This is a genomic window from Falsiroseomonas sp. E2-1-a4 (assembly GCF_051433165.1).
Classification (GTDB): Bacteria; Pseudomonadota; Alphaproteobacteria; order Acetobacterales; family Acetobacteraceae; genus Falsiroseomonas.
The window spans coordinates 196539-208165 of the sequence record NZ_JBHMFS010000001.1 but is presented as its reverse complement, the minus strand read 5'-3'; the positions used below and the strand labels follow the sequence as shown (position 1 = coordinate 208165).

At 69.8% G+C, this 11627-nt stretch carries 11 protein-coding genes; 4 read left to right on the top strand and 7 right to left on the bottom strand.

Annotated features, from left to right (window positions below; genetic code table 11):
* The first annotated feature begins 121 nt into the window (after positions 1-121).
* The 3 genes from ACFHNC_RS01035 to ACFHNC_RS01025 all read left to right on the top strand — a co-directional run bounded on the left by ACFHNC_RS01035 (position 122) and on the right by ACFHNC_RS01025 (position 2086).
* Positions 122-574, top strand: coding sequence for a MucR family transcriptional regulator (locus tag ACFHNC_RS01035; RefSeq protein WP_437167341.1), 453 nt, complete (start codon positions 122-124; stop codon positions 572-574).
* Positions 575-687: 113 nt separating this feature from the next.
* Positions 688-1185, top strand: coding sequence for a Fur family transcriptional regulator (locus tag ACFHNC_RS01030; RefSeq protein ID WP_437167683.1), 498 nt, complete (start codon positions 688-690; stop codon positions 1183-1185).
* 49 nt (positions 1186-1234) lie between these two features.
* Positions 1235-2086 carry a GNAT family N-acetyltransferase gene (locus tag ACFHNC_RS01025; protein WP_437167340.1) on the top strand — a complete coding sequence of 284 codons (852 nt, stop codon included), beginning with the start codon at positions 1235-1237 and terminating at the stop codon, positions 2084-2086.
* A 3-nt stretch (positions 2087-2089) separates the two neighbouring features.
* Here ACFHNC_RS01025 and ACFHNC_RS01020 read toward each other — a convergent pair whose 3' ends face one another.
* The gene (locus ACFHNC_RS01020) at positions 2090-4165 is read right to left on the bottom strand and encodes a methyl-accepting chemotaxis protein (protein WP_437167339.1); all 2076 of its coding nucleotides are present in this window, start codon (positions 4163-4165) and stop codon (positions 2090-2092) included.
* Between the two features lie 297 nt (positions 4166-4462).
* On the opposite strand from ACFHNC_RS01020, the gene ACFHNC_RS01015 reads away from it, so the two are divergent.
* The gene (locus ACFHNC_RS01015; protein WP_437167338.1) at positions 4463-5617 is read left to right on the top strand and encodes a DegT/DnrJ/EryC1/StrS family aminotransferase; all 1155 of its coding nucleotides are present in this window, start codon (positions 4463-4465) and stop codon (positions 5615-5617) included.
* Positions 5618-5644: 27 nt separating this feature from the next.
* Here the strand turns inward: ACFHNC_RS01015 and ACFHNC_RS01010 are convergent, their stop codons facing one another.
* Genes ACFHNC_RS01010 through ACFHNC_RS00985 form a run of 6 tightly spaced genes read right to left on the bottom strand, consistent with a single transcriptional unit; the run spans position 5645 to position 11578 of the window.
* Positions 5645-6505 carry a ParB/RepB/Spo0J family partition protein gene (locus tag ACFHNC_RS01010; protein ID WP_437167337.1) on the bottom strand — a complete coding sequence of 287 codons (861 nt, stop codon included), beginning with the start codon at positions 6503-6505 and terminating at the stop codon, positions 5645-5647.
* Positions 6502-7314, bottom strand: a complete 813-nt coding sequence (locus tag ACFHNC_RS01005; protein ID WP_437167336.1) for a ParA family protein — start codon at positions 7312-7314, stop codon at positions 6502-6504. Before ACFHNC_RS01005 ends, ACFHNC_RS01010 begins: the two co-directional genes overlap by 4 nt.
* Positions 7295-7933: a 16S rRNA (guanine(527)-N(7))-methyltransferase RsmG gene (gene rsmG, locus ACFHNC_RS01000; protein ID WP_437167335.1), complete on the bottom strand. Its 639-nt coding sequence runs from the start codon at positions 7931-7933 to the stop codon at positions 7295-7297. Before rsmG ends, ACFHNC_RS01005 begins: the two co-directional genes overlap by 20 nt.
* A gap of 9 nt (positions 7934-7942) precedes the next feature.
* A complete protein-coding gene (mnmG, locus tag ACFHNC_RS00995; RefSeq protein WP_437167334.1) occupies positions 7943-9817 on the bottom strand; it encodes a tRNA uridine-5-carboxymethylaminomethyl(34) synthesis enzyme MnmG in 1875 nt (624 codons plus the stop codon).
* Positions 9818-9836: 19 nt separating this feature from the next.
* Positions 9837-11162 (bottom strand): tRNA uridine-5-carboxymethylaminomethyl(34) synthesis GTPase MnmE, encoded by a 1326-nt coding sequence (gene mnmE / locus ACFHNC_RS00990; RefSeq protein WP_437167333.1) that lies wholly within the window; start codon positions 11160-11162, stop codon positions 9837-9839.
* A 35-nt stretch (positions 11163-11197) separates the two neighbouring features.
* Entirely contained in the window at positions 11198-11578 is a 381-nt protein-coding gene (locus tag ACFHNC_RS00985) for a (2Fe-2S) ferredoxin domain-containing protein (RefSeq protein WP_437167332.1), read from the bottom strand.
* Positions 11579-11627: the final 49 nt, after the last annotated feature.

Below are 11627 nucleotides of genomic sequence, written 5' to 3'. Positions count from 1 at the left end.
TTGCAATGAAGCGATTCTGGGCAATATATTCGCGCGAAGTAGCGTGGCCCAGGACATCTCGTCCGAGCGCCACGGACGCGTCGGCCGTTCCCGGCCCGACAATGCAGGCGAGACCGGAATCATGGCTGAAACGACTTCCAATCCCGACATCCTTGGCCTGACCGCCGAGATCGTTTCGGCGCATGTGTCGAACAATTCCGTGGCGGTGTCCGACCTGCCTAACCTGATCCAGGAAGTCTACCGGACCCTGTCCACCATGGGCCAGCCTGTGATCGAGGTGGCGGAACGGCCGCAACCCGCGGTGCCGGTGAAGAAGTCGGTCACGCCCGAATTCCTGATCTGCCTGGAAGATGGCAAGAAGCTGAAGATGCTCAAGCGGCATCTGAAGACTTCGTTCAACCTGACGCCCGACCAGTACCGGGAACGCTGGGGCCTGCCGTCGGACTACCCGATGGTGGCGCCGAACTACACCAAGCACCGGTCCACGCTGGCCAAGCGCATCGGCCTGGGCACCAAGCCGCGCGGCCGCCCGCCCGGCCGGGGCCGCACGGCGACCGCCGCGCGCGAGGGCTGAAAAGCACTCTCTGCACCCGCCGCATCCCCTGGGTGGTCTGGCGCGACGGTCGGGGCTATTGATAGCGCTCCGGCCGTCCTGCGCCGGATCGCCGGAGGGTGCCGCGCCTGAACATGCAGAGTTCCGACGCCCCGACACGCGCTGATGCCGTACGCCCGGATCCTTCGCGGATCGAGCGACTCTGCATCGAGCGTGGACTGAAAATGACCGGTCAGCGCCGGTTGATCGCACGCGTGCTGAGCGAAGCCGAGGACCACCCGGATGTGGAGGAACTCTATCGCCGCGCTGTCACCCTCGATGCCAAGATCTCGGTGGCCACAGTCTACCGCACCGTCCGGCTTCTGGAAGAAAAGGGAATCGTCGAACGCCGCGACTTCGGCGGCGGCCGCGCCCGCTACGACCCGACGGATCGTGGGCACCACCACCATCTGATCGATGTGGACACCGGCAAGGTGCTGGAATTCGAAGATCCGGAGCATGAGAAGCTGGCGCAGGCCATTGCCAAGCGCCTCGGGTTCACACTTGTGGGGCAGCGGCTGGAATTGTTCGGCCGTCGCGCCCCTGTCGCCCTGGCGACACGCCCGCCCCGCCCCGGCAAGATCCGCGGCTGAGCGTGCCCTGTCGGGGACAAGCCGCGGAGATATGCGAGAAGGAATCCGCATGAGTGTGGACGGCCCCCTGCAGGACGACGCGCCGCTTCCCAGCCCACCGGCCCCGCTTGGGGCAGGATTTGAGGAACTGCGCGCAGGCAATCTCGGCCTGCGCCTTGCGGAAAGTGCGGCGGAGATCGATGCCGCCCAGGCGTTGCGCTACCGCGTCTTCTACGAGGAGATGGGCGCGCATCCGGATGCCGCGACGCGGGCCAGCAAGCGGGATTGCGACGCCTTCGATTCCGTGGCCGACCACCTGCTGGTGCTGGACCATGATCTGGGCAACGGCGCGGAAGCCGTGGTGGGCACCTACCGGCTGATCCGCCGCCCATCCGCGGACCGGCTCGGTGGCTTCTATTCGGCGGCGGAATACGACCTTGCACCGCTGCTCGCCTATGACGGGCAGATCATGGAGCTGGGCCGGTCCTGCGTTGCCAGCGCCTACCGCACGCGTGGCACCTTGCAGCTTCTATGGCGCGGTATTGCCGCCTTCGTCTTCCGCCACCGGATCGACCTGATGTTCGGCTGCGCGTCCCTGCACGGTACGGATCTGGATGCGTTGGCGCCGCAGCTCAGCTATCTGCACGCCAACCACCTGGCCCCGCCGGCCCTGCGCCCGCGCGCGGTGGCGGACCGCTACATCGCCATGGACCGCATGCCCGCGCAGGCGATGGACATGCGGGCTGCGCTCGGCGCCCTGCCGCCGCTGGTGAAGGGCTATCTGCGGCTGGGCGGCTTTGTCGGCGATGGCGCGGTGCTCGACCCGCAATTCAACACCACGGATGTCTGCATCGTGGTGAAGACCGATCTCATCACCGACAAGTATTTCCGCCACTACGAGCGCACCGCCGGCCCCGGCTGAGCCTTACGCGGCGCGGATGGCGCCGAGGAAGGTATCCACCTTGCCGCGCAGCGTCTCGGCCTGACGGGCCAGCTCGGCTGAGGCACTGCGGACATCAGCGGCGGCGGTTCCGGTTCGCGCCGCATCCTCGCTGACGCCCGTCGCGTGATGCGCCGCCTGCCTCGTACCGCTGGCGGCTTCGGCGACCGCCTGGCCGATCTCCGCCGTCGCCTGGGCCTGCTGGGAAGCGGTCTCCGCCACCTGGGCGGTGGTCGCGTTCAGCGTCTCGATGGTTCGCGCGATGGCGCGCACGACGTCCACGGTGCGGTTGGTCTCGGTCTGCATGGCACCGATCTGGGCGCCGATATCCTCGGTCGCCTTGGCGGTCTGCGCGGCGAGCAGCTTCACCTCGCTTGCCACCACGGCGAAGCCCTTGCCGGCTTCCCCGGCGCGGGCCGCCTCGATGGTGGCGTTCAGCGCCAGCAGGTTGGTCTGGCCGGCGATGTCGCCGATCAGGCGGACGACGTCGCCGATGCGGGACGCCGCCTCGGACAGGCCGCGGACGGTGGAATCGGTGGCCTCGGCGGCGGCGGTGGCTTCCCGCGCCGCCTGGGCGGAGGCCTCGATCTGGCGGACGACCTCGGCGATGGAGGCGGAGAGCTCCTCCGTCGCGGCGGCGACACTGCCGACATTGGTGCTGGCGAGGGCCGAGGCCTCGGCGACGGCATTGGCGCGGGAAGCGCCGCTTTCGGCGGTGGCGGCCATGGAGCCGGCGGTGGCGTCGAGTTCGGTGGCGGCGGAGGCGACGGTGCGCAGCACGTCTGCGGTTTCGCCCTCGAAGCCGTGTAGCAGCGTCTCCACCGCGGCGGCGCGGGCCAGGCGGGTTTGCCGCTCGGTGGCCTGCGATGCTTCCAGGGCTTCGCGCTGGAGCGAGGCTTGGCGCAGATTTTCGACGGCGCCGGCCATCTCACCCAGTTCGTCGGTGCGGGTGCGGCCGGGCACGTCCAGCGTCAGCTCGCCGCCGCCGATGCGGCCGACCACGCTGGTCAGCGCGCCCAGCGGGGCGACGATCCGGCGCAGCATCACCACCAGCGTGCCCAGCACCAGGCCGAAGGTGGCCAGCATGGCGAGGCCGGTGAATTCCAGCGCCCTCCAATGGCCCGTGCTGGTCGCCTCGCCGGCGGCCAGGGCTTCCTCCAGCGCCGCGTCCCGCATCCCCAGCAGTTCGGCCAGGGCGGCGACGGAGAAGGGGCGGAACTGCGCGATGGTCACCGGCCAGGCGGCGGCTTGCGCGGCGGGCGGCGCGCCGAGGCGGCTGGCGGCCTCGTCGATCAGCCGGCTCCAGCCCGGCTCGGATTGCCCGACATAGCTGCGGCGCTGTGCCGCCAGGGCATCCATCAGGCGCGGCGTGCCGAGGGCTTCGGAGAGGCGCTCGATGTTGCTGAAGGACTCCTGCATGCGCCCGGTCAGCAGGCGGGCCGTGGTGATGGCCTGCGCTTCCACCGGGCGACCGCCGACCCAGCCGGTGATGAACAGGGCGCGGCGGCCGGCGAGGTCGCGAAGCGTCGCGGCATGGATGGCGACCTCGGCCCGGATGGCCAGGTCCGGCGCGGTAGCGGCCAGGCGGCGGCCGACGGTTTGCGCCAGGGCGGTCATGCCATTGCCGATCTCGTTCCGTGCCGCCGTGAGGTCCCGCAGGATCGCCGGATCGCGTTCCGCCACCGGACGGGCCGCGGCTTCCGTGACGCGCCGCAGCAGGTCCGTCGCCGTCTGGGCGGTGCGCCGCATGACCGCGGGATCGAAGCCGGCGGCGGTGGCGCTGGCTTCCGCCGCGTTCAGCATGGTCAGCGCGGTTGCGTGCCCCTCCCGCAGCTCGGTCAGGTTCGGTTGGGGCAGGACCAGCGCGGCGCTCAGTCGGCCGGATTGCACGGCGTAGCCGATCTGGGCGCGCAGCACGTCATTCAGCGTGCGGGTCTCGAGGATGCTCCGCTCCGCCTGCTGTGCGCTGCGCCAGGCGTCATTGGCGAGCCAGGCGGAGAGAAGGAATCCAGGTAGCGCGATCAAGGCAAAGCCGATGAAGAAGACGGTTCGGATGCGCATTTCGAGGAATAACCTTTCCGTGATCGCTCCATTATTGCGGTGGTGCGTCTTGCCGCAGCGTTAAAGCGCGGGACTTCGATCGGCCAAAAGAACGTTTTCTTGGAATATTTTGTCTACAATGCTGCAAAATAAACGAAACTCGGCTGATTGGGCGTTGGACGGGCTGGCTACCGCGCCGGTCGCCTACGGCGACCAGACAACAGGGCGGAGCATTCGATCGCGAAAAGCAGCGAAACGCTGGGTGATTTGGCCGCTCGGGCGGGTGGGGATAATGAGAGCGCCGAAACCTGCCGACGGATGCCCATGACCAGCCTTCCCCCCATCGCCCTGTTCGACATGAAGGCGCAGCAGGCGCTGATCCGCGCGGAGTTGGACCAGCGCTTGGCCTCGGTGCTCGACGGTGGTCGCTTCATAAACGGGCCGGAGGTGGCGGAGCTGGAGCAGAAGCTGGCTGCCTTCTCCGGCTGCGCACATGGCGTCGGCGTGTCCTCCGGCACCGATGCCCTGCAGATTGCGATGATGGGCGAGGGGATCGGCCGCGGTGATGCGGTGTTCTTGCCAGCCTTCACCTACACCGCGACGGCGGAGGTGCCGCTGGTGCTGGGGGCGACGCCGATCTTCGTCGATGTCGACCCGGTGAGCTTCAACATCGATATCGCCGACCTGAAGCGCCGCATCGCGCTGGTCGAGGCGGAGGGCCGGCTGCGCCCGGCGGCCGTGATCGGGGTGGATCTGTTCGGCCTGCCGGCCGACTGGCCCGCGATCGAGGCGATCTGTGCCGAGAAGGGCATGTTCGCGCTGGATGACGCGGCGCAGGCCTATGGCGCGGCGCTCGGCAACAAGCGGCTGGGTCGCTGGGGCCATGCCACGGCACTCAGCTTCTACCCGACCAAGACGCTGGGCTGTTACGGCGATGGCGGCGCGCTGCTGACCGATGATGCCGACCGCGCCGAGCTGTGGCGCAGCCTGCGCACCCACGGCGAGGGCAAGACCCGCTATGAGGTGGAGCGTACCGGCATGAATGGGCGGCTCGACACCATCCAGGCCGCCATCCTGCTGGCCAAGCTGCCGCTGCTGGACGGTGAGCTGGCCGCGCGCACCAAGGTGGCGGCGGCCTATCACGCCGGGCTGGTGGGCCGCGTGCAGGTGCCTGAGATGGAGCCGGGCCATGCCTGGGGGCTTTATTCCATCCTGCTGGCCGATGCGGCGCAGCGCGCGCGGGTGCAGGAGGTGTGCAAGGCGGCTGGGGTGCCGACCTCGATCTACTACCCGAAGTCGCTGCATCGCCAGCCGGCCTATGCCGCCGCCCATGCCGGGGGCATTGCCGCCGGTGCGCCGGGGCTGCCGGTGGCCGAGATGCTGTGTGAGCGGATCCTGTCCCTGCCCATGCACCCCTATCTGAGCGAGGCCGAGGTGGCCCGGGTGATCGCGGCGGTTGCCGGCGCGGTCTGAAACGACCGGGCTTATGGGGGCGGCGGCTCAGCCGCCGCCGTTAAGCAGCCGGATCAGGCCGTCGAGCTGGTCGAGATCACGGTAGCGGATCACCACCTCCCCGCCCTTGCCGGCGTGGCGGACCAGGACCTGGAGGCCGAGGCGTTCCGTCAGGTCGCGCTCCAGCGCCCGGGTTTCCGGGTCCTGCGGCCGGGGTGGCGTGCCTTCGGGCTTCGGCTTCGCGCTGGCCAGGGCTTCCGTCTGGCGGACATTCAGGCCGCGCGCGACCACCTGTGCGGCCAGGCGGCCCGGATCCGGCGTGCCGATCAGGGCGCGGGCGTGGCCGGCGGTCAGCACGCCATTGCGGACCAGGTCACGCACCGGGCCGGGCAGGTTCAGCAGGCGCAGCGTATTGGCGACATGGCTGCGGCTTTTGCCGACCGACTGGCCAAGATGTTCCTGCGTCAGGCCGAATTCCTGGAGGAGGCGCTGGTAGCCCTCCGCCTCCTCCAGCGCGTTCAGATCCTGGCGCTGCAGGTTCTCCACCAGGCCGGCGGCCATCGCCTCGCGGTCGCTGAGGTCCCGGATGACAACCGGCACCTCATGCAACTGCGCGGCTTGGGCGGCACGCCAGCGGCGTTCGCCGCCGATGATCTCGTAGCTGTCCGGGCTGCCGGGCTTGGGGCGCACCAGGATGGGCTGGAGGATGCCGTGTTCGCGGATCGAGGCGGCGAGTTCATCCAGGCTGGCGCGGTCCATGCCGCCACGCGGCTGGAAGGGGCCAGGCTCCAGCGCCTCGACCGGCACGGTCCGCAGTGCCTCGCCCGCCGGGGTGGGTGGGGCGTCCGGTATCAGCGCCGAGAGGCCGCGGCCGAGGCGGGAGATGGGCTTTCGTGTGGTGCTGCTCATGAGGCGCGAATCCGCGCACGCTCCCGTTTGAGGAATTCTGCGGCGAGTTTGACATAGGCCTGCGCGCCGGGTGAGCGGAAATCATACAGCAGGACCGGCAGGCCGTGGGAGGGGGCCTCGCTGACGCGGACATTGCGGGGGATCGCCGTCTCGAACACCTTGTCCTTGAAGAAGCCGCGCACGTCGCTGGCCACGAGTTCCGAGAGGTTGTTGCGGCGGTCCATCATGGTCAGCACGATGCCCTCCAGCCGCAGGCGCGGGTTGAAGGCGCGCCGGACACGATCGATGGTGCGGGTGATCTGGCTGATGCCCTCCAGCGCGAAGAATTCCGTCTGCAACGGCACCAGCACGCCATCGGCGGCGACCAGGGCGTTGAGGGTGATGAGGCCGAGCGAGGGCGGGCAATCGAAGAAGATGTAGTCGAAGCCAGCCAGGGCGTGTTGTGCATCGCTCAGGGCGGTGGCGAGGCGGCGTTCGCGGTCCGCCAGCCCGACCAGTTCAATCTCCGCGCCTGCGAGATCTGGGTCGGCGGGCAGGATCGAGAGGTTGGCGACCTGGGTCGAGCGCAGGAGGTCACCGAGCGGCCGCCCCTCGACCAGCAGCGCGTAGCTGCCGGCGGCGCGATCCTGGGCGGCGATGCCAAGGCCGGTGGAGGCGTTGCCCTGCGGGTCGAGGTCGAGCAGCAGCACCTTGTGGTTCGTGGCGAGCGCGGTGGCGAGGTTGATCGCGGTGGTCGTCTTGCCGACGCCGCCCTTCTGGTTGGCAAAGGCCAGGACCCTTGGCGCGCGGTCAGGCTTGCGGCTGGACATGGCGGATATCGCTGAGGCGGAGAATGGCGGCCTCCGGATCGGTGCGGCTGGCGAACCGGTCGAGGGTGAAGGACCAGGCGGTCCGGGCTTCGGCAAGCTCGGCCTCCGCCATGCGGCCCTTGGGGAACAGCGCGAGGCCGCCGGGGGTGAGCAGGCGATGGGCGAAGGCCAGGAGCGTGCCGAGTGGGGCGAGGGCGCGGGCGGTGAGGATGGCGACAGGCGGCAGGCGCGCATCCTCGATCCGGGTGGCGTGGATCTGGACCTGGGGAAGGTCGAGGCGCGCGGCGGCTTCGGTCAGGAAGGCGGCTTTGCGGCGGTCCGACTCGACCAGATGCGCGGGGCGGCCGGTGGCGATGGCCAATACCAGTCCGGGCAGGCCGGCGCCGGAGCCAAGGTCGCAGATCGGATCGGTGCCATGTGGCAGCAGCGGGACCAGTTGCAGGCTGTCTTCGACATGGCGCTGCCAGATCTGGTCCGTGGTGGCGCGGCCGACCAGGTTGATGCGGGCATTCCAGCGCAGCAGCAGCGCGACATAGGCATCCAGCCGCGCCCGGATGCTGTCATCCAGGGGCGTCGGGGCAGGCAGGGGTTGCAGGGGCGAGTCGGCCGGATGTTTCACGTGAAACCCCTATACCGGCTCCACCGCGCCGCGTCGAAGGTGGATGGCCAGGGCGGCGACCGCGGCGGGCGTCACGCCCGGAACGCGGCTGGCGGCGCCGAGATGGTCCGGCTGTGCCCGGGCGAGGCGCTGCTGCATTTCCGTCGACAGGCCCGGGATGCCCCGGAAATCGAAGCCGTCCGGGACAGGCACCGACTCCTCGCGGGCCAGCAGGCGACGTTCGGAATCCTGGCGGCGCAGATGTGGGGCGTAGAAGGCTTCTGCCTCCACCTGGACTGCGACCATGGCGGGCAGGTCGGCGAGCCAGGGGAAGGCGGCGGCGGCCATCTCGGCCGTGACATCCGGCAGGGCCAGCACCTCCAGCACCGTACGGCGACGGCCATCCTGGCGGATCGGGATGCCGGCCGAGGCAATCGCGTAGGGGGTTGCGAGGTCCTGGCTGGCACGTTCCAGCGCCGCTTCCACCTGGTCCGCAAAACGGGCGTGGCGGGCGGCGCGAAGGGGGCCGATGCAGCCCCAGGCCAGGCCGCGGGCGGTGAGGCGCAGGCCGGCATTGTCCGCGCGCAGGCTCAGGCGGTGTTCGGATCGCGCCGTCAGCATGCGGTAGGGCTCACTGACGCCGTGGCTGACCAGATCATCCAGCATGACGCCGATATAGGCTTCCGAACGGGCCAGGATGCGGTCCGGCCGATGCCCCGCGGCGCGCTGGGCGGCGTTGAGGCCCGCCATCAGCCCCTGCGCCGCCGCTTCCTCATAGCCCGTGGTGCCGTTGATCTGCCCAGCGAGGAACAGGCCGGGGGCGCTGCGAACTTCCAGGGTGCGGTGCAGGGCGCGCGGGTCCACATGGTCGTATTCGATGGCGTAGCCGGGCCGCAGGATGCGGGCGCGGGCCAGGCCAGGGATGGAAGCGATCATTGCCGCCTGCACATCCTCCGGCAGGCTGGTCGAGATGCCGTTGGGATAGACCGTGTCATCATCCAGCCCCTCCGGCTCCAGGAAGATCTGGTGCCGCTGGCGGTCGGCGAAGCGGACGATCTTGTCCTCGATGGAGGGGCAGTAGCGCGGGCCGACGCCCTGGATCTGGCCGCCATAGACGGCGGAGCGATGCAGATTGGCCTGGATCAGGGCGTGCGTCGCGGGCGTGGTCCAAGTGATGCGACAGTCGACCTGCGGGTTGGTGATGCGGTCCGTCAACCAAGACATCGGCTCCGGCGGATCATCCCCTGGTTGGGGTTCCAGCGCTTGCCAATCGATGGTGCGGCCATCGAGCCGCGGTGGCGTGCCGGTCTTGAGGCGGGCCAGCGGCAGGCCGAGACGGTCCAGCGCGCGGGCCAAGCCGATGGAGGGCGCCTCGCCGCTCCGCCCCGCCGGGGTGCGCGCGTCGCCGAGATGGATCTCGCCACGCAGGAAGGTACCCGTTGTCAGAACGACGCCGCCGCACGGGATCCGGGCGCCGCTGGCGGTCACGACAGCGCAAACGCGGCCCGAGGAATCGAACTCCAGGTCCTCCGCCGCATCGCCCCGCAGGGTGAGGTTGGGCTGCTCCGCCAGCAGGGCCTGCATGGCCGCGCGGTAGAGGCGGCGATCGGCCTGGATTCGGGGGCCGCGCACCGCGGGACCCTTGCTGCGATTGAGCACCTTCGCATGGATCGCCGCCGCATCCGCCGCGCGGGCGATCAGGCCATCGAGGGCATCAACCTCCCGCACCAGATGGCCCTTGCCGATGCCGCCGATGGCGGGATTGCAGGACATCTCCCCGATCGTGTCGAGGCGGTGGGTCAGCAGCAGGGTGCGCGCCCCACAGCGCGCGGAGGCAGCCGCAGCCTCGCAGCCGGCATGTCCGCCGCCCACCACCACCACGTCGAAGTCGGGATCTGTCGCCATGGCACGCGGTATAGGCCGACTACTTGCCGATGCAGAAGTCGCGGAACACCAAATCGAGCACCTGTTCCACCTCCACGCGCCCTGTCAGCCGGCCGAGGGCGTTAAGGGCGGCCCGGTAGTCTTCCGCGGCCAGTTCCGGCAGCCGCGCGCGTCCGGCTTCGCCCAGGTGCGCGGCCGCCTGTGTCAACGCGGCGCGGTGGCGGGTTCGTGTCAGGGCAGGCGCATCGCCAAGGGCCGCCTGGCGTTGCGCGAAGGCGGTTAGCGCAGACTTCAACTCCGCGATGCCCTCGCCTGTCTGCGCGCTTGTCGGAAGGGCTGGGTGACCGGCGATGGACTGGGGCGGTGTTGCCAAGTCGCATTTGGTGGCTAGGACGAGCACCTGCTGTCCGCTCCGCAGCAGGCTGCGGCTTTCCTCATCCGGGGGTTGGTCGATGGCGAAGGCGACCAGCACGAGATCGACCTCGCCGGCGCGACCCTTGGCGCGCCGCACACCCTCCTGCTCCACCATGTCCTGGGTCGCTCGCAAACCGGCGGTATCCGCCAGCATCACCGGCACGCCACCCAGCACGAGGCGGCACTCGACGATGTCACGGGTGGTGCCGGGCTCCGGAGAGACGATCACCGCGTCCCGGCCCGCCAGCGCATTCATCAGCGAGGATTTGCCGGCGTTTGGCGCGCCCAGGATCGCGATGGACAGCCCTTCCCGCAAACGTTCGCCGCGGTTGCCATCGCTAAGATGCGCGATGATTTCGGCGCAAAGGCTGGCCGCAGCTTCGCGCGCGCGCGCGGCGACGTCGCTGGGCAAGTTGTCCATCTCAAACTCGATCGCGGCTTCCTGCTGCGCCAGGATGCGGGTCAGGCGCTGGGTCCAGCCATCATACAGCGTGGCCAGCGCACCGCCGGCTTGGCGCAGGGCCTGGCGGCGCTGCGATTCGGTCTCGGCAGCAATCAGGTCCGCGATCCCCTCCGCCTGGGTCAGGTCCATGCGCCCGTGCAGGAAGGCCCGGCGGGTGAACTCGCCCGGTTCGGCGGGGCGGCATCCTTTGGCCAGAAGCGCGGCTTCGACCGCGGCGACAATGGCCGTGCCGCCATGCAGGTGCAGTTCGGCCGCATCCTCGCCCGTGTAGCTGCCGGGACCGGGGAACCAGAGCACCAGGGCTTCGTCCAGCACATCGCCATCCGCCCCGCGCAGGCGTCGCAGGCTGGCACGGCGGGGTTCAGGCAGGCCCCCGGCTAACGCCTCCAGCACCGTGCTGGCCTGCGGTCCGGACAGCCGCAGTACCGCGACGGCGGCCGGCCCGGCACCGGAAGCGCGTGCCATGATGGTGTCGGTCATGCTGGTCATGCAGGGGCTGTTTCACGTGAAACGTGGCGGGAGTCTCAGCCCTTGGGGGGCAGCACGTCCTGTTCGCTCAGCATCAGGTGCCTGGCGCGTCCGCCCTCCAGCAGGTGTGCCTGAAGGATCGCATCCACATCGTCCCGTGTCTTGGGGCTGTACCAGACCCCCTCGGGATAGATCACCAGCGCGGGTCCGAACTCACAGCGGTCCAGGCATCCTGCCTGGTTCACGCGAACCTCCTTCACGCCCAACTCCTTCGCGCGGGCCTTCATGTAGTCCCGCAGCGCCTCACTGCCGCGGGCGGCGCAGGAGCCACGCTTGTGCCCATCGGGCCGGCGATTGCAACAGACGAAGACATGGGCGCGGAAATAGGGCGGTGGGTCGCGCTGCGGTTCGTGGGCTTCGGTCAGCGCATCGGTCACGGCGGCCTCCGGCTTGTGGCGTGGTGGCCCATGTAGCGAGGGGCGGCGG

What these genes read in the sequence shown, in the direction of transcription:
- ACFHNC_RS01020 (WP_437167339.1), bottom strand. Translation starts at nt 4,165, where the DNA reads ATGCGCATCCGAACCGTCTTCTTCATCGGCTTTGCCTTGATCGCGCTA.
- ACFHNC_RS01030 (WP_437167683.1), top strand. Translation starts at nt 688, where the DNA reads ATGCAGAGTTCCGACGCCCCGACACGCGCTGATGCCGTACGCCCGGAT.
- ACFHNC_RS01015 (WP_437167338.1), top strand. Translation starts at nt 4,463, where the DNA reads ATGCCCATGACCAGCCTTCCCCCCATCGCCCTGTTCGACATGAAGGCG.
- mnmE (WP_437167333.1), bottom strand. Translation starts at nt 11,162, where the DNA reads ATGACCAGCATGACCGACACCATCATGGCACGCGCTTCCGGTGCCGGG.
- ACFHNC_RS01035 (WP_437167341.1), top strand. Translation starts at nt 122, where the DNA reads ATGGCTGAAACGACTTCCAATCCCGACATCCTTGGCCTGACCGCCGAG.
- ACFHNC_RS01010 (WP_437167337.1), bottom strand. Translation starts at nt 6,505, where the DNA reads ATGAGCAGCACCACACGAAAGCCCATCTCCCGCCTCGGCCGCGGCCTC.
- mnmG (WP_437167334.1), bottom strand. Translation starts at nt 9,817, where the DNA reads ATGGCGACAGATCCCGACTTCGACGTGGTGGTGGTGGGCGGCGGACAT.
- ACFHNC_RS01025 (WP_437167340.1), top strand. Translation starts at nt 1,235, where the DNA reads ATGAGTGTGGACGGCCCCCTGCAGGACGACGCGCCGCTTCCCAGCCCA.
- ACFHNC_RS01005 (WP_437167336.1), bottom strand. Translation starts at nt 7,314, where the DNA reads ATGTCCAGCCGCAAGCCTGACCGCGCGCCAAGGGTCCTGGCCTTTGCC.